The 20,639-nt window shown below is 44.9% G+C and carries 11 protein-coding genes and 1 riboswitch; of the genes, 3 read left to right on the top strand and 8 right to left on the bottom strand.

Annotation, left to right across the window (positions count from 1 at the left end; all coding sequences use genetic code 11):
- Positions 1-187 precede the first annotated feature (187 nt).
- The 6 genes from ACFOEK_RS08495 to cobW all read right to left on the bottom strand — a co-directional run bounded on the left by ACFOEK_RS08495 (position 188) and on the right by cobW (position 10,334).
- Complete coding sequence (locus tag ACFOEK_RS08495) at positions 188-1,339, bottom strand: hypothetical protein (protein WP_386719139.1); 1,152 nt, start codon at positions 1,337-1,339, stop codon at positions 188-190.
- Positions 1,340-1,684: 345 nt separating this feature from the next.
- Positions 1,685-2,707 carry a threonine-phosphate decarboxylase gene (locus tag ACFOEK_RS08490; protein WP_386719136.1) on the bottom strand — a complete coding sequence of 341 codons (1,023 nt, stop codon included), beginning with the start codon at positions 2,705-2,707 and terminating at the stop codon, positions 1,685-1,687.
- Positions 2,704-3,648 (bottom strand): adenosylcobinamide-phosphate synthase CbiB, encoded by a 945-nt coding sequence (cbiB, locus tag ACFOEK_RS08485; protein WP_386719133.1) that lies wholly within the window; start codon positions 3,646-3,648, stop codon positions 2,704-2,706. Before cbiB ends, ACFOEK_RS08490 begins: the two co-directional genes overlap by 4 nt.
- Entirely contained in the window at positions 3,645-5,273 is a 1,629-nt protein-coding gene (locus tag ACFOEK_RS08480) for a cobyric acid synthase (RefSeq protein WP_386719130.1), read from the bottom strand. The genes cbiB and ACFOEK_RS08480 overlap by 4 nt, the downstream gene beginning before the upstream one ends.
- Before the next feature lie 3 nt (positions 5,274-5,276).
- Positions 5,277-9,230, bottom strand: a complete 3,954-nt coding sequence (gene cobN / locus ACFOEK_RS08475) for a cobaltochelatase subunit CobN (protein WP_386719127.1) — start codon at positions 9,228-9,230, stop codon at positions 5,277-5,279.
- A gap of 27 nt (positions 9,231-9,257) precedes the next feature.
- Positions 9,258-10,334, bottom strand: a complete 1,077-nt coding sequence (gene cobW, locus ACFOEK_RS08470; RefSeq protein ID WP_386719124.1) for a cobalamin biosynthesis protein CobW — start codon at positions 10,332-10,334, stop codon at positions 9,258-9,260.
- A 170-nt stretch (positions 10,335-10,504) separates the two neighbouring features.
- Positions 10,505-10,862, bottom strand: a riboswitch (cobalamin riboswitch).
- Between the two features lie 145 nt (positions 10,863-11,007).
- Here cobW and ACFOEK_RS08465 point away from each other — a divergent pair.
- A complete protein-coding gene (locus tag ACFOEK_RS08465; RefSeq protein ID WP_386719121.1) occupies positions 11,008-12,180 on the top strand; it encodes a sirohydrochlorin chelatase in 1,173 nt (390 codons plus the stop codon).
- A 141-nt stretch (positions 12,181-12,321) separates the two neighbouring features.
- On the opposite strand, the gene ACFOEK_RS08460 is transcribed toward ACFOEK_RS08465, so the two are convergent.
- Positions 12,322-12,858 (bottom strand): manganese efflux pump MntP, encoded by a 537-nt coding sequence (locus ACFOEK_RS08460; protein ID WP_386719119.1) that lies wholly within the window; start codon positions 12,856-12,858, stop codon positions 12,322-12,324.
- 319 nt (positions 12,859-13,177) lie between these two features.
- On the opposite strand from ACFOEK_RS08460, the gene ACFOEK_RS08455 reads away from it, so the two are divergent.
- Positions 13,178-14,110, top strand: a complete 933-nt coding sequence (locus tag ACFOEK_RS08455; RefSeq protein ID WP_386719116.1) for an acyltransferase — start codon at positions 13,178-13,180, stop codon at positions 14,108-14,110.
- A gap of 77 nt (positions 14,111-14,187) precedes the next feature.
- Positions 14,188-14,862 carry a hypothetical protein gene (locus tag ACFOEK_RS08450; protein WP_386719113.1) on the top strand — a complete coding sequence of 225 codons (675 nt, stop codon included), beginning with the start codon at positions 14,188-14,190 and terminating at the stop codon, positions 14,860-14,862.
- 131 nt (positions 14,863-14,993) lie between these two features.
- On the opposite strand, the gene hhe is transcribed toward ACFOEK_RS08450, so the two are convergent.
- Positions 14,994-20,507: a DUF4011 domain-containing anti-phage protein Hhe gene (hhe, locus tag ACFOEK_RS08445; RefSeq protein ID WP_386721531.1), complete on the bottom strand. Its 5,514-nt coding sequence runs from the start codon at positions 20,505-20,507 to the stop codon at positions 14,994-14,996.
- Positions 20,508-20,639: the final 132 nt, after the last annotated feature.

Raw genomic sequence — 20,639 nt, 5'->3', positions numbered from 1 at the left:
GCACATCACATAAAAGATTCCGAAAAAGCGCCCGAATTGCTTCGGGCGCCGCACAGTTATCGAAAGTAAAAGACAGGCTTTCATTCCGAGGCAACAAGGGTGACAAGCTTCTGTGAACGGACAATGACGCTAATAAGGCAATCCTGTTAACTCATCGTTACTTCAAGGTTCAATCCTTATTTGTCACCTAAAATAATCCTAATGCAGCATCGGTGTACCGTGTTGGTAACCTGGGCAATCCATTCGCTGCTTCTCTGGGCGTTAACTCGACCCCTCCTGCTGGAATGTTAAGAAACGACCCCATAAAGGTCTGCTGGAAGTTATTCCCGTCTGCTATCAGCTTACCCTGGTGGTTCGTTTTATAACTCGGCACTAAATTTCCTAGAGAGTTAATGGCCCAAGCAATATCTTTCTTTTGAGTCGATAAGAAAAAGTTAGAGACCAAGCCATCCGGACTGGCCTTACCAATTTCTACAGACTGGAACTTGCCTAAAGAATGACAAGTATCCACCACGATCAAACTGCAACCACTGGTGGATAAATCAAACGCTCCAAATATCTCGACACTCTCCTGACTTAACACACCAATGTACTGAGCACGTATCGGATCATAACTGCCCTCATTATTACCGTTAGGATCACCCGATTCACCATACTGCAGTTGCGCTTGAGTAGAGATAGGAACACAAATAATACAGGCACCGAACAACTCAAGTATGGGCTGTACGCCATCAATCTTGACCTCAATGTTGCCGGTTAATGTTTCTATATCCCCCGAGAGGATTCCTCCTGCTTTTTCAAAGCCAATACGGGCACCAATAACTTGTTGCGTACCATCAGGGCCATTTTCGAATGCAAACTCAATGAATGGATTGATGAATCTAAAAGGGTTGGAATCGACAGAACCATCCGAGTTCCTGCTGTAGTGCCCTAATGCAAAGTCGCGAATATCGATATCCGAACCAGCGGTTTCTCGCATCCGATTAGGATCGCAACCAGAAGACGGACACGGTTCGCCGTTCTCATAACGGGGATATTTACCCAGCTCCAGATGATCAATACTTAAGTGGGTCTCTATATCTGCTCCGATATTGATCTTAAGAAATTCAGTATCAATGGTTTCTGAAGCGCTTGAATAGCCACTGGTTTGCTGTTGGACATTGTAGTTGTCGATGGTAATAAAAGCCTGCCCACTGATGCCCGACATCTCCGAGTCTTTCAGGGGTTTCAAATCCCCGTAAACCAATTGCAGTCCAACAGATAAATATAAAAGAAAAGCACATCCAATTGTCCGAACACCAGATAACCAGGCGCCATCAAGCAATCTCATTGCCAGCATATCCCCTCACCCTCTTTTGAGATTTGTTCTTATTGTTATGTAATATTTTTGTAATAATTGTATTTTTGTCTAACAATTAGACATTAACATAAGAAGCATCGAACATCACGCGTTTGAACAATGATTGGCGCAATAGAACAATTTAGATAGGTTTTCTGATCAAATCTGAAATACTTGAGTTTTGAAGAACGCTAAGAGGGAGCAAAAACGTCATGCAATACAAAACGTTAGAAAACAACAGCGCTGAGGATACTTAATAGAACTGAGATTTTATGCCGTGAGATTAGGAAAACACGACAAGAAATAAGCATTAGATGAAGAGAAATTAAGACAATAACAGCCAATTTAAAGAAGAATGTTCTGGCTCAAGCTGAGTAAGCCAAATCGAAGAACCGACTGATCATCTGAACATTGAACCCGACGAATCAAGATACCTTGCTGAGCTAACCTGTCAGCCAAGATCATGGCTTTGCTTGTATCCATTAACCAGCTCATGAACAATCCGGAATCGTTCAACACCTCAGACTTAAACTCTTGGAATACAGGCACCAACATTTTTCGGGTGTGCACATGCATTTGAGCTATCCGGTCAACTGCACTGCGCTGCCACTCAGCATCCGTCAGCGCTTTTGATGCGATAAACTGAGCCGGACCATTTACCTGCCATAAACCTAAGGCTTGTTCGAGCTGTGCCCTGATGTTCTGCGAAGCAAATACAAACCCTAACCTAAGTCCCGCCAACCCAAAGAACTTTCCGAACGAGCGAAGCACGATGATATTCTCAGGTAAGGCTCGATTTAATAGTGAGAGTTCAGGCGTTAGATCCATAAAAGCTTCATCTACGATCAAACAACCACCATTGGTTAATCGTGAGGCCCAATCCAACAAAACCTCGGGAGCTATCATCACACCTGTGGGGTTATTTGGGTTAATCACCACCAGATGCTGGCTGGTATTTTCCACCAGTGCAGTTTCAATAAACAGGCTCTGCGCATCAATGGTTAGACTGGGATAAAAAGTCGTAGCATGTGTTGCTTGCCAGGATTTCGAATGTTCTTGATAGCCGATTCTCGGTAACAGCACAGGAAGAGTTGGCAAGAGTGTGGGTAATGCCTGAATGGCCGACTGACTGCCTGACACAGCAACAAAGGCATCCGAACCATAATAAGAAGCCGCAGCCGATAAGAATTCCGGTTTTAAATAAGGTAACTCAGTAAATACAGACGACGGAATGTCACCAATAGGATACGGTTCCGGGTTCATGCCGGTGGAGAGATCAAGCCACTGATCCAAAGGAATCCCATAATGCTCACTGGCCGCAACCAGGTCGCCACCGTGTAAAGGCGTAAACGACGATTTATCCTTCATGAGCAAGCTACCGAAATGCCCCAAGACATAACCATGATCACGACTATCCACATCACCAAGGTTTTATTTACCAGATCACAGGCGTGAGTGATGGAATCGGCAGAGGCACGAGTGTTCTCATCTTCCTCCGGCCCTAATACCGGTTTTTGTTCAATGCGATTATGGTAAGACGCTGCACCACCCAAAGACACATTCAAAGCCCCCGCTCCCGACGCCATTACTGGCCCAGCATTCGGGCTTTTACCGATGTGCCCTTTTCGTTGCCAGCAATCCAGTGCTTGTTTGGTATTCCCCATCAAAGCGTAACTTAATGCCGTGAGTCGCGCGGGGATGTAATTCAGCACATCATCCAAGCGAGCCGCAGCCCAACCAAAAGATAAAAAGCGTTCGTTCTTGTAACCCCACATGGCATCCAAGGTATTACTGCACCGATACAAAACCACTCCAGGAATACCCATCAAACAGAAGCAAAACACCGCTGCAAAGATGGCATCGGCACCGTTTTCCAGAACCGATTCAGTAGCCGCCTTAGCCACCTGAGTGTCATCGAGGGTGTCGGTATCCCGGCTGACGATCCAACTGACGTAGGTTCGTGCCTGCTCCAAATTCCCCGTCTTTAAAGGGCCAACAATCTGTTGTGCGTGTTGAAGTAAACTCTGCCAACCCACAGCAAGATACAAAACCACCGCAGATACGATGACATTCAACAAAGAAGATTCAGCAATCAACGCCGTCAGAACAACAGAGATCAGCAACCAAGGAAGAATAGCGATAATCACCGCTAACACGCCTTTCAGTGTTCGGCTTTCGCCTTGGTTCAACCAGGATTCAATGCGACTTACATAATTGCCAAATCCCACCAACGGGTGAAACCGCTTGGGCTCGGCAAAGAGCTTATCCAACACAAACGCCAGAATTACCGTTAAGGCCAAAGTGCTCACGCCTTCTCCTTATCTGACTCAAGAGCAATCTGATCTGTTTCGGGTGTAGCCTGATCTGGTTTCAATGGAAGTGATAACAAGGCTTTCCAGCAATCTATCGGAATGGCCGCTTCGACCGCATCTGCTAAACGATTGATTTGTTTATCCTTATAGGCCTGATAATCAAAACGAGATGTTTGGAAGTCCAGACCTTCACTAGCCCAGCGTAACCAAAAATCCAATAACGCCAACTGATCAAATACCCCGTGCACATAACTGCCCGCTACTTGACCATCGCTTGTTATGGCACCATCAAGATAGGCACTGGTTTGATCCTCACGATTAGAATGCAACTCAAACAAGGCGCGGAATAAACCGTCTCCCTTGCTTACCCCGGCATGAATTTCATAGCCCTGAACATCGGCCTCAACCTCTTGCCCGAGCAAAGCTTTTGACGCATCAGCTAGTAGTTTTCCGGTGACATTCGTTAATGTCTTGTTGGGGGTCAGTGTTGATTCAATATCCAACAAACCTAAACCTTCGGATGATCCTGCGGCCGATTCAATGGCTTTCGGGTCATGAATCCAACGGCCCAACATTTGATAGCCACCGCAAATACCATAAACCTTACCGCCATAACGTAGGTGACGCCTAATAAAAGTATCCCAGCCGTTATCCTTCAACCATTGAAGATCATCACGCACACTTTTACTGCCGGGAAGAATGATCAAATCCGCTTCGGGAACACTGCCTTTTTGATGCCCGTCCAGATCGTCAAAGGTGCGAGCAAACTGACAATCCACATCCGGGTGCATTCGCAACACATCGAAATCCGTATGATTACTGGCACGCGGATACATAGGCACAATGATTTTTAATTTGTTCTCTACCGACTGATCATTACTCTGTTGAGATCGAGCCAAACTGTCTTCCGCTTCAATGTGAAGGTCATGAAGATAAGGAATTACGCCAAGCACAGGCACGCCGGTTTTCTCTTTTAACCAATCCAGCCCAGGTTCTAATAAACTTACATCACCACGAAAGCGATTGATCACAAAACCTTTCACCCGTTGTTGTTCGGATTCACTCAACAAGGCATAGGTGCCGTAGAGATGAGCAAACACACCACCTCGATCAATGTCCGCCACAATAATCACCGGGCAATCGGCGGCTTCTGCAAAGCCCATGTTGGCAATGTCGTGCTCACGCAAATTGATCTCTGCCGGACTGCCCGCCCCTTCGACAATAATGCTTTGGAAGTTCCCAGCTAACTCGTCGTGACACGCCACTACATCGTTCAAAAGTTCAGGTTTGTAGAGGTGATATTCTTTGGCTTTCATGTTGCCGATGGCTTTGCCACGCACAATGACCTGTGCTCCAACATCGCTGTTTGGCTTCAACAATACCGGATTCATCAACACTGTTGGTTCCAGATAACAGGCTTCCGCTTGCACTGCCTGGGCACGACCAATTTCCCCGCCGTCGGCTGTGACGGCACTGTTCAACGCCATGTTCTGAGGCTTAAAAGGAGCCACCGAAATATTATGTTGTGCGAGAATCCGGCAAATGGCGGTCACCAAAATGCTTTTACCGGCATCCGACGTTGTACCTTGCACCATGAGTGTGTGAGGAGATTTGAAGGCCATCGTTTACATCCCTTCCTGTTGCTGATCTATCTCTAACAACAGATCTTGTAATTTGTCGGCGTAGTCACCGGGCTCTTGCCATAAACCGCGCTGTGTTGCTTCCAATAAACGTTCGGCCATTTCTTCCAGAGCGTGCGGGTTGTTTTGTTCCATAAAGGCTTTGTTTTCTTCATCAAACACCAGAGCATCCGCCACGTACTGATACTGGTAATCGTCAATCAAATTGGTGGTGGCATCGTAAGCAAAGAGATAATCAACACTGGCTGACATCTCAAACGCACCCTTGTAACCGTGTTCTCGCATGGCCTCTATCCACTTGGGATTCAAAACCCGCGAACGAATCACCCGATTCAATTCTTCTTTAAGGGTTCGAACTTTCGGTGCCATCGGGTTGGAGTGATCGTTGTGATAGACCACAGGTTCCTGCCCTGAAAATTCCGCCACCGCGTTGGTCATACCGCCCTGGAATTGATAGTAGTCGTCCGAATCCAACAAATCGTGTTCGCGGTTATCCTGATTCTGAACCACGGCCTCCAACTGACTGAGTCGATGTTGGAAAGCTCCACGGGCATCGGCACCATCACGGCTCTCTTCAGATGTGCCATAGGCGTAGCCACCCCAATTTAAGTAGGCTTCGGCCAGATCAGCACGAGTTTCCCAACAACGCTCATCAATCAAACCTTGTAAGCCTGCGCCGTAAGCCCCCGGTTTGGAACCAAACACACGATAGCTGGCTTGTCGTTTGGCCTCTTCGGGGGACAGCCCCTGATCCATCAAGGTTTGCTGACGTTGTCTGATGTTTTGCTGAATGACGTTATCTGTGCCTGGTTCGTCGTACTCCGCTAAAGCCAGCACGGCGGCATCGTAAATACGCATGACGTTGGGAAAGGCATCGCGGAAAAAGCCGGAAACACGAAGGGTAACGTCCACACGGGGCCGCCCAAGTAACATCCCGGGTACGATTTCAAAATCAATCACCCGATGGGAACCGTCTGCCCAGATCGGCTTAATGCCCATCAAAGCAAAGGCTTGGGCAATGTCATCACCACCGGTTCGCATGGTGGCGGTACCCCACACCGACAAGCCTAATTGTTTCGGGTAATCCCCGTGTTCCTGAAGGTGTCGCTCAATCAATGCCTGTGCCGAACGTTGGCCAATGGCCCACGCAGCGGGAGAAGGAATCGAACGATTATCTACCGAAAAGAAATTCCGCCCAGTTGGCAGTGTATCCAATCGGCCACGCGTCGGAGCCCCACTCGGCCCCGGTTCCACAAATTGCCCGGCCAAGCCTTTCACTAATGCCGAGATTTCCTGCTCAACACTCTGATTCAGCGCCTTCAAAACCACCATCTTTGCATAGATCAGCTGTAACGTGGTTTTAGGAAACTGGACAGAAAGTGTTTCTGGTAACTCATCATTATGTAAATAAACGTCAGACAACACATAGTCTTCTACTAACGACTTCGACAGGAGTTCCAATCGCTCACGGGTGTCTTGCTCGGTGCGCCATATCTGACCTGAAACCTTGGCTAAACACTCGGGTCTATTCCCTTGCCAAGGCTCAACCGTAGCCATAAGCGGGTCAAACAACTCGCCGTCGACCAGGAGATTTAGGTCATCAATCAGATTATGAAGAATGCCCTGGCTATGAGCTTCGCTGCCTCTGGGTAAACGCAACAAAGCCACCAGCGTATCGGCCAATTTATCTTGGTTAGGAAGCTCACCCAAAATATGTAGCCCGTGACGAATCTGCGCTTCTTTAATTTCACACAGGTAAGCGTCCAGTTGTTCCAACACTTGCTCGTTGTCGGATTGATCCTTAACCGCCAACTCTTGCAAGAGATTGGACGCTCTAACCGCTATCAGGATCTCATCTTTCAACCATTGCTCACGGCGTGTATCCATGCCTAACGCTTGGTAATATTCATCCACCAGACCTTCCAATTCCGCCAACTCGCCATAGCTTTCGGCTCGCGTCATCGGTGGCATTAGATGGTCAATAATTACTGCTTGAGTTCGGCGCTTGGCCTGAGACCCTTCACCTGGGTCATTCACAATGAAAGGATAAAAATGTGGCATCGGCCCAAGCGCAATGTCCGGCCAGCATTGATCTGACAACGCAGACCCTTTACCCGGCAACCATTCCAGATTGCCGTGCTTGCCCACATGAATAACAGCACTGACTTGATAACAATGACGAAGCCAGAAATAGAAGGCCAAATAGCTGTGCGGGGGAATTAAGTCCGGGTCATGATAATTCGCCGCCAAATCCAGGTTATAACCACGCGCCGGTTGAATCCCCACAAAGGTTTCCCCCAGACGAATACCCGACAGCATCAAGCGCCCGTTTCGGTATTTTGGATCATGATCCGGCGTGCCCCAGCGATCCAACACAGCTTGCTGACAGGCTTCCGGTAATTCACAAAAATAGCGCCAGTAGTCTTCGGCCGATATGCTTTGCCAACACGGCAACTGATGAAGGGTGTTCGGGTTGTTGGTAACAGCGCCCAGCAATTCTTCAATCAAGGCATTGCCCGTTTCAGGCACATTCTGAATCGGATAACCCGCCTCTTCCAGCGCCTTCAAAATATGAATGGTCGACGCAGGCGTATCCAAACCGACACCATTACCGATACGTCCGTCTTTGGTAGGATAATTCGCCAAAATCACCGCGATGCGTTTTTGATGATTTGGCTTGCTCGCCAAGTCACCATAGGCTTTCGCCAATCGAGCCACAAACAGAGCACGTTCGTGATGCAACTGATAACCCACTACGGAAATCTGACAGCGTTCGGAATACCAGGCTTCCGACTTGAAACTTACTGCTCGGGTGATCACTCGGCCATCCATCTCAGGCAAAACCACCTGCATGGCAATATCCCGACTTCTTAATCCCTGACTGTAGGCTTGCCAGTCATCCTCGGTGGAACTGGAAAGCACCAACTGCAACACAGGGATATCCGCATCAAACGGAGATTGAAACACCGTCGGTTGTGACGACAAATCAGGAGATTCCACTCGGTTGGAGGCAAAGCCCGTGGTGTTGATGATGACTGACGCCTTGCTCTGCTCGATCAAGGCATTCACCAAGGCCAAAGACTCGTTATCTTTTAACGACGAAATCGCTACAGGTAATGGATTCAAACCTTGTTCAGACAAGAGCGCAATGAGTTGATCAAACATCGCGGTATTGGCCGATTGCAAATGGCTGCGATAAAACAACAGCACAGCAACGGGCTTGTGATTCAGCGGGTCATTTTGAAGCCAATGCTGTTGCCAGTCCTGATAGGTTGCCTGGCTCTTTTCTGGAACAAGAGAACGAGAATCAATGGGGTCAGAGTAAGTGTTTACTCTGACCCCATTGATTTGCTCTCCTTTTAAATCTAAGTAAGCTGGCGCATAAAGCAAGCAATGAGGTAAAGGTCGAGGCGCTTGCCATTGAGCAACCTCACAATCAGTCGTTCCAGAAAAAAGCTCGGCTTTCAGATAGCGATAAAACTGCTGAAAATTAACCGCGCCACCTTCGCGAAGGTAACGCCAAATCTGAAACACGACGCCGTAATCCACCGTGGATTGACGCATCAAAGATTCATCCTGCGCATCATCGCCGGGCACCAGAACCAACACCCGATCTCGCCCGCCATTCGCCCATTCGATCAGTTGTTCCACACCGTAAGGCCAATAGTTTTCCCCCCCGAGCACAGAAACAATCACCACCTTGGCGTGATCAATCACCTTGTCGATATACAAATCCAAGGCGGCCGGTTTGGTGAGGTTCATCCAATTCGCAAGGCGCAACGAAGGATAATCATCTGGAAGGGATTCGGCGGTATTGGCCAGAGCGGCTAAGGTGCTGTCGGCGGCTGACAGAATCACCAAATCTGCCGGGGATTGTTGAAGATCAACAATCCCCTCTTCGTCGTTAAATCCACCCGGTTGGGCTGCGAATAAGTGCATTAGAAAACCAAGATCAGGTGAAGGAGATTAAACTTCAGCGACTTTTAATGCCGTTTCAATCTCGGCTTTAGCAATGCCTTTTCCGATGAACACAAGCTGGGTTTTACGTGGTTCATCTTGGGTCCATAGACGATCAAAGTGTACGTCTAGACGCTTACCTACCGCCTGCAACACCTGACGCATAGGTTTGCCCGGCAAGGCAGCAAAGCCTTTGGCACGGAAGATATTCTTCTCGGCAATCAAGTCTTTCAAAATACTTTGCAGTGCATCGCCTTGCACTTCGCCCAAGCTAATCACAAAAGAATCAAAGTGATCGTGGGCGTGCTCATGATGTTCGCCATGCTCATGGTGGTGATCGTGATGCGTATGAACGTGATCAATGCGTTCTTCCGCCGCCGATTCAATGCCCATCAACACATCCAAAGCCACTTCACCGTTGCTGGTGTAGATGGTCTTTACGGCTTCAGGCACTTTGGCTGCCACGACTTGTTCTACTTGTTTGCGTTGTGCTTCGTCCAACAAATCGTTTTTACTGACGGCCACCAAATCTGCGGCACTTAGCTGATCGTCCAAAAGCTCTTTCAAGCTCGGATCGTGATCAAGATTCTCATCCGCCAAGCGTTGTTGTTGAACCAAATCGGTATCATTTGCAAAACGACCGTCCGCTACCGCCGGGCCATCGATCACGGTAATAACAGCGTCCACTGTGCAGTGTTGTTTGATTTCAGGCCAGTTGAATGCTTGAACTAATGGTTTAGGAAGAGCCAAACCTGAGGTTTCAATCAGGATATGGTCGATGTCGTCTCGTCGCTCAACCAGTTGTTTCATTACTGGCAAAAACTCTTCTTCTACTGTGCAACAGATACAACCATTGGCCAGCTCGTAAATACCATCCTGCCCGGTCGCCGCTTGCGCGTTTTCGTCTTCACAATCCAGAGGACAGCTTCGTAGTAAGTCTGCATCGATGTCCAGCTCACCAAATTCGTTCACGATGACAGCAATGCGCTTGCCCTGCGCTTGTTTCAACACATTGGATAACAGAGTGGTTTTACCGCTTCCTAAAAAACCGGTAACGACGGTGGCGGGAATTTTTTTCAATTGCATGGTGAGTCCTCTTCAGTACGAAGCGCTTAAATCATCAGTACATGTGATAAATACATGACGTAAATAACATAGACGGAAAAAGACTAAGCCGATATTGTCGGGCGGTTTTTCACCCCAACAAATAAGAAAGGAAACTCTTAACTGATCAGCCCTAGTTGCAATCCCCGACAACCGGTGTTTCGATCCTGGCAGGTCTACTGGCTCACAGCTCTGGCGCTTTGATCACCTTCCCGGTCGAGATTATCGTTCTCTAAACCAGTGGTCTATTTGATCTCAGCTAACTGCATACAGTTGCGGGGACAGCTGTCGTTGGGAAGTGTCTAAAAACTATTGCACTTAACTATGCGTTGTTAACAATCAGATTCAAAATGCTCATTTATTACATATAAACTGCGCGTTTTCATCTGATTTTGCCTAGCCCAGTTGGCGCTCATGACGTTTTTATTCAGCTTCTCTGGTTACATAAGAATTTATCTAACCGGACATTCCCTATTAATCCCGAAGGAACCTAAAATCGAGGCGCAAAGTATAAAGAAAAAGCGCACAAGAGTAATCACTTTCCGAGTACCACTTAGACCGATTTGCCGAATTCCGCTTTTATCATGCATAAAAAATCGCCATAATCCCGCCACTTTAGCTAGTCTATAGACAAAATTAACAAGAGAAGAAACCAATGAAACTGACGGATTTACCAAACGATGCGGGCGTTCTTATTTGTGGTCATGGCAGCCGGGCCAAGATTGCCGAGAAAGAGTTTAGCCTACTGGCTTCGGGCCTTAGAGCACGTTATCCGTCGTTGAATGTGGAGTATGGTTTCCTCGAATATTCTGCGCCAAACATTCATATGGCGTTAGATACTTTGGTCGAAAACGGCGTTAAAACCATCTATGCCGTACCGGGGATGTTATTCGCTGCAACGCACGCTCAGAACGACATTCCATCAGTGCTGACCACTTACATGGAAAAGCACCCGGGTTTGACCATCGAATACGGTAAAGAACTGGGTCTGCACGATGAAATGATCACTGCATTCCAAACACGTATTTTGGACGCCTTAGGGCTGACAGAAACACCGAAAGTCGGTGATCTTTATGACACCATGTTGGTGGTTGTCGGCCGTGGCACCTCGGTTACCGAAGCGAATGCCGAAGCGGCAAAATTGACTCGAATTGTCTCAGAGAATCTTGGTTTTGGCTGGTCTGAAACTGTCTATTCTGGCGTGACCTACCCGTCTGTGGGTCGCGGCTTAGAAATGGCTGTGAAGCTGGGCTTCAAAAAGATTGTGGTTGCGCCTTATTTCTTATTCGGTGGCAAGTTGATCGACCGTATTCACGGTTATGTAGACAAGGTAGCGGAAGAGAATCCGGATATTCAATTCCTGAAAGCCGATTACCTTCGCGATCAGGAACATGTGATCAATACTTTCATTGAGCGTATCAATGAAACCATTTCCGGCCCTGCCCCGACTTTAAGTTTGATGGAAGATTTCAAAGCGCGACTGGCTCGAGGCGAAGTAGACGTGCATCACCATCATGCCGAGTTCAAGCCTGAAGGTGAATCCGACCACTCCCATGATCATTCACACGGACATTCGCACGATCATGATCATGGGCACAGCCACTCTCACGACCACTCACATGATCACGGACACTCTCACAGTCATGGACATTCCCATGGCCATCATCATGCGCCATACAAACACATTGGTCACCCACACGGACCAAGAACCATGATTAACGAGAATGTATGTTGCTGCTTTATGGGACAGTTCCCGCAACACATCATTGATGAAGAGAAGTCTGTGAAAGCGGAACGGGAAGGCGTTCCGACCTGTAAGAGAAATTAACTGTTCGTGCGTTGAATGCACATCCTATTCAGAGTACCGCTTCTTCGAAACTCGCAGTGCAAAAAACGCACTGCTCAAACAACGAATCCGCTTTATCTGAATAGGATATCCATTCTCTTAACGTCGATAGCAGAAATCCATTTACATCAGCATCTTAAAGCCAATCAGAATCAACACCACGCCCCCCAGAAGCTCGGCTTTACTCTCCAACCAAGTGCCACTTCGATCACCTATAAATACACCCGCAAAGCTAAAGATCGCAGTGGTCACTGCAATAATTAAACAAGCGACAAAGGGATTCACATCCAGCAAGGTTAAAGCAAAACCTGCAGCCATGGCATCAATACTGGTGGCAATGGCAAGCATCATCATGACTCGATGAGTAATTTGAGCAATGTCTTCTTCAATGCCCTCAGATAACGCCTCGTAGATCATTTTGCCACCGATAAAGACCAACAGACCAAAAGCAATCCAGGGAGCGTACACTTCAACCCACCCCAATACACCTTGCCCGCCCAGATAACCAATTAACGGCATCACGCCCTGAAACACACCAAAATAAACAGCAGACTTAAAAGCTAACCTAGGGATTTGATAGGAATGCTTAGCACCTATGCCTATGGATACCGCAAACGCATCCATACTCAAAGCCACCGCCAACACTAACAATTCGATCATTGAACAGCCTCACAGATTTAAATCAGCGGCATTTTAACGGAAGAATCATTAATTCCATACCAGAGAGTTAAGGAACCTCTGAATAGTTCTATTGCAGTGTAGTCCTTCCCTCATATCAGGTGTCTATTAATACTTAATCACTAAAAAAATGAGTACTCTATAATTCTCTTTATCTGCTTCCCTCTACAGCCCAGTAAATTCGGTTCATAGAAACAACTTATCTACCCTATAGTAATTAGGTAATTTACTTTGCTCCTGAAGCTGTGAGAGCATGTCGCAAAATCACACTAGCTGCCCAGTTATCACATACGAGAGTGCAATGACTAAACTTATTGATCAAATCGTTGGGATAGTGAGCGCCCTGGCATTATTAGCTCACACCTTATTTCTTGGCGTCTTCTTATTCAGCTTTATTATCCTTCGCTTTTTCATGCCAACAGCGCGTTTAAAACGATGGGTAAATACATCGATTGTGATGGTCGCAAGTACTTGGATTGAAGGCATTCTGTGGTGGATTAATTGGGTGTTTCACCCAAAATGGCACATCGAAGGAGCCAAAAATCTTAGTCACGACGAGTGGTATTTAATCACAGCCAATCACCAAAGTTGGGTGGACATCTTTGTGTTGTATCAGCTGTATCTCAACAAAGCACCGTTACTAAAATTCTTCATTAAGAAAGAACTAGCCTACGTGCCAATCGTAGGACAAGCCTGGTGGGCATTGGATTTCCCCTTTATGCGTCGGTACTCAAAAGCCTATTTGGAAAAGTACCCAGAGAAAGCCGGTGAAGACATCAAGGAAACACAAGTCGCCTGTGAGAAATTCTCATACGTACCAACCAGCGTCATGAACTTTATGGAAGGCACGCGTTTCACTCCCGCTAAACATAGAACGCAAGGTTCGCCTTATAAACATTTGTTGAAACCCAAAGCAGGTGGTATTGCCTTTACCATTCAGGCCTTAGGCGACAAATTCAGTTCACTGAGCAACGTCACCATCGTCTACCCAAACAACACCCCGACTTTCTGGGACATGATGTGCGGGCGCATCGACGACATTCTTGTTCGCGTAGAAGATATTTCAATCCCTAAGCATTTTAGCCAAGGAGATTACCAAGCAGATGCTGAACTGAAGGTCGAAATTCAACAATGGGTGACGCGACTATGGCAGGACAAAGATCGACAAATTGATCAAATGCTGCTGGAACATGAAGAAAGGAAATCGCTTAAACGCCATGATTTGGCGGGATAATCGACCCTCCTCCGTTCTACATCCTATAGCATAAAGGGTAACCTAGCATGGTTACCCTTTATTGTTTGGTGATCACGATGAAACGAATTTACAGCACCACGCTTCTTCTAGTCAGTATGTTTTTACTTGGATGCAGCAGTAACGAGAACACTCTGGAGACCTTTCAAGCTGAAGCCGATCAATTTTGTGAATTGCACAATCCTGAGCTGTGGTCAGACTTCTCTCCTGAAAACCAGCAAAATACATATGAGTCTGAATCTGGTTTGTATGATGCTCTTGATCTCAAAATTTCTGAAACCATTCACACCTCCGAATTTAAATTCATAATTACGGAACTTAATCAGATTGAATGGCGACGACAACTGTATCCAGCGGCTATTGAAAAAATTAGCCAACTGATCCAAAGCGATTGGAAATGTCCTTTTTACGAACAGTTTTATTCAATTGATCTGCAACGAGTTTCAAACACCGAGACTCAGACCAGTTTGAACATAGCCATTACAAATCACGGCTCCTATGTATTTGGATCAAAAGAAATAGCTGGCTCAAAGCCCACACTTTTACGTAATGAACTCGAACACCTTGTCCGCCAAAGTAATACTTCATCTGTGATCATTACAACCGAGAGCGAAGTACAAGCGTTAGCTATTTCAAAACTGATGCTAATACTTGGCGAAATAGGAGTCCAAAATGTCGATCTAGAAATTGATGATAAAACCCTTATTGAGTTGCAAGAACTGCTAGCTCAGTAAGTAAATTGATCAGAAGCTTTTCTCCTGAAATTGCTGCATACCTCCATCCCCTCTTTCGTTTAACAGAAGATTATCAATAGAACAAACTTCTTGTTTTTTCTTCAAATGAAACGACTTCAAAAGCTTTGTTTTTATGCCTCATCTAACTCCGTTTCATTCGTCTTCACTGAATACTCTTCATAAACAGCAATAATTTCCAGAACATCGCCTAAAAACTTTCCTGCTTCATCAGAAGATGTATGTGCTCTTAGATAACCAGGAATACACTCTGTAAATTCATCATAATCAATTGGTTTCTCTGAACATAAAAACTTGAGCATATCTGCCCGTAACAAACGTCTAGTTGGCTCTGTATCAGGAAACTCTTTACGAATAATAGTCTGATCAAAATGCGCTAATCGCCCTTTTAAATCTTGAGGTGAGAGCTCCTCGTCGAAAGTTAATTCCTCAACAATTTCCTGCTGACTTACATTCTCCATAACAATAGGGTCAATTAGCTCTTCCATAGCACCCTCGATTTTTTGAGCTTGAGAGTTTATCGGCGTTGCAAGAGACTTCAATTCCTCAATAATTGGTTTTAGTTCAGCATCCGGATTTTTAAACCAATCAGTTGACCAAATACGACGAATATTCCATTTCAAGCCTTCAAGAACACCTTGGCGAACACGGTCTCTATCTCTAGTCGATTTACTGCTATGGTAAGTGGCGCCGTCACATTCAATTCCCATCAGATAGCGACCAGGCATTCCTGGATCACGCACACCAATGTCAATCTTGAAACCAGCCACGCCAACTTGAGGAACACACTCAAAACCTGCCGATGACAGTTTTTTCATTACTGCGACTTCAAAGTCACTATCTGGTGAGCCTACTGAAGCCGATGATTTTTCAATTAACTGCCCACTCTCAGCAAAAGCCAAATAGTTTTTAAGAGCCCTAACTCCTCGTTTACTATTTTCGTCTGCCAGAATATGGCCTGACTTCATAGAGCTATAGACCTGAATACGCTTCTTGGAACGGGTGAACAATACATTCAGCCGACGCCAACCTTGATCAGTATTAATTGGGCCAAAGCGTTGAGGAACACTATTACTCCCTCTATTTTGCGGGCCGTAAGTAAAGGAAATTAAAATGACGTCCCGCTCATCACCCTGAACATTTTCTAGGTTCTTAATAAACAAAGGTTCATCTTTCTTGGCGTCTTGGTTCAGCGCTTCATCGAATGCACAGTCACTCGCTCTGAGCTGTTCTCTGGTTGATTCAATTAAATCCCTTTGTTTGGTGTTCATCGCAACAACACCAACACTTTCCTCCGGTTTTGAAATAACTTGCCGTTTGACTGCATTTGCAATCGTCTGAGCTTCGGCATTATTAACCTGATTAACAAAGACACCATGTTCTACAAACTGGAACTTAATGCCAAACTCAGGTGAAGATGACCACGGGGAAGGGAAAATAACCAACTCATCATCGTAGAAGTGTCTATTCGAGAACTGGATCAAACTCTCGTGTCGTGAACGATAATGCCATTTGAGCATTCGTTTTGGATAGTGAACGCTGATTGCTTCAAGAATACTCTCTGCATCATCAATTACCGCTTTTTCATCTTCGAAATCGTCATCATTTGAGACTGAACGATCAAAGAAAGAGGTTGGAGGTAACTGCTTAGGATCACCTACAACAACTGCTTGTTTGCCACGAGCAAAGCAACTCAAAGCATATTCAGGTTTCACCTGAGATGCCTCATCCATAACAACCAAATCAAATTGAATTTCACCTGGCGGCAAGTATTTAGCAACCGCCATTGGACTCATCATCCAACACGGCTTATAACCTTGCATAGCTTCCCCTGCTCTAGAAACAAGACTTCGGATAGAAATATGACGAGCCTTCTTACTTATCTCGTGCTGTAACAAGCTATTACCGGTATAGTCTGATTTTCGAGCACCTGTACTGCCAGCATCAATATCTCGTTTTAACGCTAAATCCGCTACCCTCAAACTTTGAAGCTTTTTCAGTTTCTCATCATATTCTTTAAATTGCTTCTGAATTACTGTTTGCTCATGACCTGAACGCTGCGAAAGCTCTGGAACTGCTTTGTAGACTGCATTCGCCAAAAAGGTAAAGACAGCAAACTTAAAAATATTCTGACTTTCTTCAAGTGATGGTTGATTCTCTATCAGGTAGTCTCGTAAACGGCTTTGACCACCTTCCTGCATGCGATCACGCGCATGAAGATACTTCACCCAATTGTCTAACCAAACTAGATTATTTTTGGCAAACTCATTTCGCTCACATACCGCCTCAACATAAGGCTCATCAACACCTTTCAACCAAGCAGACCGCTCAGATTGAAGAGACGCCATCAATTCATTTTCTTTCTCAGCAACAACTTTGGCTTTACTATTTAATTGAATACTTAACTGAATTAATTCCTTCAGCTTTTCCTTCGTAATTGGTTGTTTGATAAGCGATATAAGTGAAGACTCTGAAACGTTTTGGTATAGCTCTCCCATGTAAGTTAAGGTTGCCTCAAAGCAGTCGATACCCTCTGGTAACTGCCCTTCAGAGTTTGGTAATAAACTAATGGTTCCATCAAACAAACTTTGGCTAACATCTACCTTCTTAAGGTCACGCACAAGAGATTCAAGTTCATTTAGTTTAAATAGCTGATCTGCTAGTTCATTGTTAGAAATATTGGGATTAACTAGATACTTTTGAATAGTAGACAGCTGATTTGTCAGTAAACTCTTAAGGTCCTGTAGCCCCTTATCATTCTCTGCTATAGAGGCATGCTCGCTTTTGAGTATGTCAGCCCTGGGTAGCAAGCTCGTAAGCTCGCGTCTGGTTTGCAATATGGCCTCAATCACGTCTGCAAGACCTTGTGAAGCTAAATCTTTTGCAGCCCTGAAAAAGTCTTTTGGTACAGTAAATAATAAGCTAGCTATGATTGCCTTCTGACCAAAGCCATAGCCATAATCTTTGCGTATGCCTTGATACCAAGAATGCATTAATTCTAATTGGTCGCTTTTAGTTTCAAGCCCTTTATATAGTGCACCTAAAGCAACTGAATAACGGTCATTAGTCGATAAGTCACTTACAGCCGAAGACCATTGAGCTGCCTTTTCTAATTCTTCAGCAATAATCTCTTTATTTATTTTTTCAGACTGGTAGAAAGACAGAATGGTTTTCTTTGCATTTCTCCACTTTGAACTTAAGAAAGAGAACATATGACGACCAGCCATGACTTCAGACAATGTAAGAAGCTCTTCCGGGGTTACTAATTTATCCACTTTAAATAATTTGGATAATCGATCTTTTTCAGTGAGTAACTTCTCCTGCTCCGTTATAAACTCATTGAAGACAGAGTAAAACGTTTCTTCATCGAAAACATCTTCTCTTGAACTAATCAGTTCACCAGGTAATTGATCGAAATGGTTAATAAAGCGTTTAAGCTCATCCAGACCACCAAAGCTCAAATTCATCACTTTCTCTGCATCCGCTTTGAATGCTACAGGCAGCCCTTCGATCATTTTGGAATATAAATCTTCTACATTCTTAAGCTGTGCAATAGTTTTATCCAGCTTTTGAATGGAAAGAGCCAATTGATCAAATTTGGTATCTTCTGCTAATCCCAAATCTCTCAGACCTTTGGCTGCTCTCTGGATAACAACATTTTCACTCAAGCCAGATAATAAAGACTGATTAAATACGGGCAGTAATTCACGATAGCTTTGAGATAATTGTTTAAGATTGCCTAAAAGAGCTTCAAGACTTTCTATCTGTTCTGGTTCGATCTTTGCGAAAGCAGGTAGATACTCTCGATCTGTAACTGGTTTTATTTCTGCTAATTGAGAACTCCACTTATCCAATGTGGACAAATCATCCTGCTCAGAGATTAATAAGCCAAACTGCTTAGAGATATCCGTCAAACATGTTAGATGCTCTTTTAAACTTATAGACCACTCCTCAAGTTGATACTGGATTTTCTTTTCTTCAACCGCTGTAATCTGTTTATTGTTCACTCCATACCAAGGATGGCTCTCCCACACTCCAGTGTTAGGTAACTGCTGAGAAACAAGATCCAAATACCCACAGAAAGTTTTTAGCTTCTCAAGTTGATCATCCAGAATTGTGATACTGAAATTATTATCACTAACACCATCGAGTTCTACTTGGTGGTATTCAAGAGGTGCTACCTCATTAGCGTACCTTGTTGCTGCGGTCAAAATTTCATGAATAGTAAACCCTGTATCCTTCCAGGACTTATTTACCAGCAAACAATAATTCTGAAGCGTTTTACGGTTTCGTTCATAGTGATTAACTTGACGGTCGTAATCGGATTGAGAAAACTCATGACGATCTTCCATTACAATACGTTCATTAAAGCTATCTAACACCAAGCGTTTCTGAGCTTTATCACTATGTAAATCAAGACAAAAGTCACCAAGTCCAGTTTTATCCATACGGCGTTTAACCACATCCAATGCAGCCTGTTTTTCTGCTACAAAAAGCACAGACTTACCTTGAGAAATTGCCGCTGCAATAAGATTAGTAATGGTCTGTGATTTACCAGTACCTGGCGGCCCTTCAACCACCATGCTCTGGCCTTTCAAGATATCGATTAAGGCCGACATTTGAGATGAATCAGCATCTTCAACCATAGGAAAATGATCATGCAGATTAAGAACATCATCTAAAACATAGTTCTTCTCACCAAAGCCAGAATATGAACCACCCGCCTTTGATTGTTCACTGAAAAAGTTCTGAATAAATTCATGATTGACCAAGTTCTCATCACCCTCTGGCCAACGAGCAGGGTCTAGATCTTGATACATTAAGAGCTTGCCTAGACTCAACGTAGCTAGAGTGCCAAAACGGCGAACTTTCCAATTTCGAATATTTGAATCACCAGACTTTAACGCTAAAAGAGCTTCAACTTCACGGAAGTATTCTTCTGGGCTTAATAAACGATCTTCATCATTCTCATCGCGAATATCAGGTAAAGCGATTCCAAAATCCCGCACCAACTTTTCTCTCAAAGTCAGATTAAAGATGATATCTTCACCTGTGTATTTAATTCTGTAGGTAGCAACCTTACGAATTAACTCTTTCTCGATACTCACCGGAATCATAAACAACGGGGCTAACCTTGAGTTTGATCCTGCTACGTCAGCCCATTCAAGAAACCCTAATGACAAGAACAGAATATTATTACCTGTTTCTTCAATCGCAGTTTTAGACTCCTGAGCTAACTTCTTCATACTGTTTGCTAATTCAGCATCAAACAACCCCGTTTGGATTTGAGTATCTTGATGCTTATCATCAGCCACTTCAGAAGTAGGTTTAGGCAATTCATAGTTAGTATTTATGCCTATTAGCTTTGCCCATTCCCTTGCCTTGGGTTGCGGTTTAAGTTGTGCATATTTCTGGTTTTCTTCATCCCACTTGAGATAACCATGACTAATAAGTTCTTTCTCAGTGGGCTCAGGTACAGACACCATGTTAAATGACTTGTTGGCTAACAATTCCATTGCCAATTGATCAGGCAATTCATCAATGATACGAACAAAGCCTTTACGATCTTGATTTAGATTCAGTAAGCGAGATCGACCACCGGAAGTATCTAGCAATTTTTTACGCATACTCTCGAAGGTGTTTTTTAAAAAGCCTTCGGGATATAGCTCCCCTTTTGGAACAGTTGAACTTTTACCTTGATCTGTTTGCTGTATTCGTTTCAGTTTGGCATCAACTGTGGCCTTCAAATCCCGTACACG

It is taken from the genome of Litoribrevibacter euphylliae (genome assembly GCF_042646085.1).
GTDB lineage: Bacteria > Pseudomonadota > Gammaproteobacteria > Pseudomonadales > Litoribrevibacteraceae > Litoribrevibacter > Litoribrevibacter euphylliae.
Note: the sequence above shows the minus strand (reverse complement) of the source record. Positions and strands in the feature narration are given on the sequence as shown.